The sequence below is a fragment of the Mitsuaria sp. TWR114 genome (assembly GCF_007997345.1).
This window is the reverse complement of sequence record NZ_VOSR01001070.1, coordinates 1-564: the sequence shown is the minus strand read 5'-3', so window position 1 is coordinate 564 and position 564 is coordinate 1. Positions and strand designations below refer to the sequence as shown.

Sequence of the window (564 nt, the reverse complement as noted above, 5' to 3'; positions counted from 1 at the left end):
TCGATCGCGGCGGTGGCGCAGGTGCCTTACGTGTTCAGCTACAACCCGGGACCCACCCGCGGTACGAAATGGATGGCCAAGGCCTCCGATGGCAATGCCGAGGGCTCGGCCTCGGTGGTGGCGTCGTCGCCGCGTCCGGTGTGGGCGCGGGTCTGCTACACGATCGGTCCGTCCGACAGCACCGTGTCCGTCTACGCGCAGACCCGCAACGAGGAGCCGCGCGCCTTCGAGATCGCCTGGGGCGGCTGCAGCGATGTCTTCGGCACCAGCATCTGGATCGGCAACCCGCATGGCCAGCCGGTCGGCGGCCATTACGGCGTCGCGCCCGCCACCCCGCTCGACTGATCACCCCGTTCCCCAGACCCGGCCGGTCGGGCCGACCGGGTCGTGTCCGTCGTTGTTGTTTCCGCTCGTCCTGAGACGTCCTTAGAAAAACTGGAGGATCCCATGCTCGCCACTCCCCGCTCCACTTCCGTGTCCGGCTTCGCGCTGAAGTCGGCCCTGCTGCTGTCCCCGCTGCTGCTCGCGGGTTGCCTGGCCACCGCGCCGACGATGGGCGAGAAC

The 564-nt window shown here is 69.0% G+C and carries 1 protein-coding gene; it reads left to right on the top strand.

Translation table 11 applies throughout. The annotated features are described in order from the left end of the window. Window positions 1-345 (top strand): hypothetical protein (locus FUT87_RS29680; RefSeq protein ID WP_186830811.1); only part of this gene is annotated, 345 nt, incomplete at its 5' end. Between the last annotated feature and the right edge of the window lie 219 nt (window positions 346-564).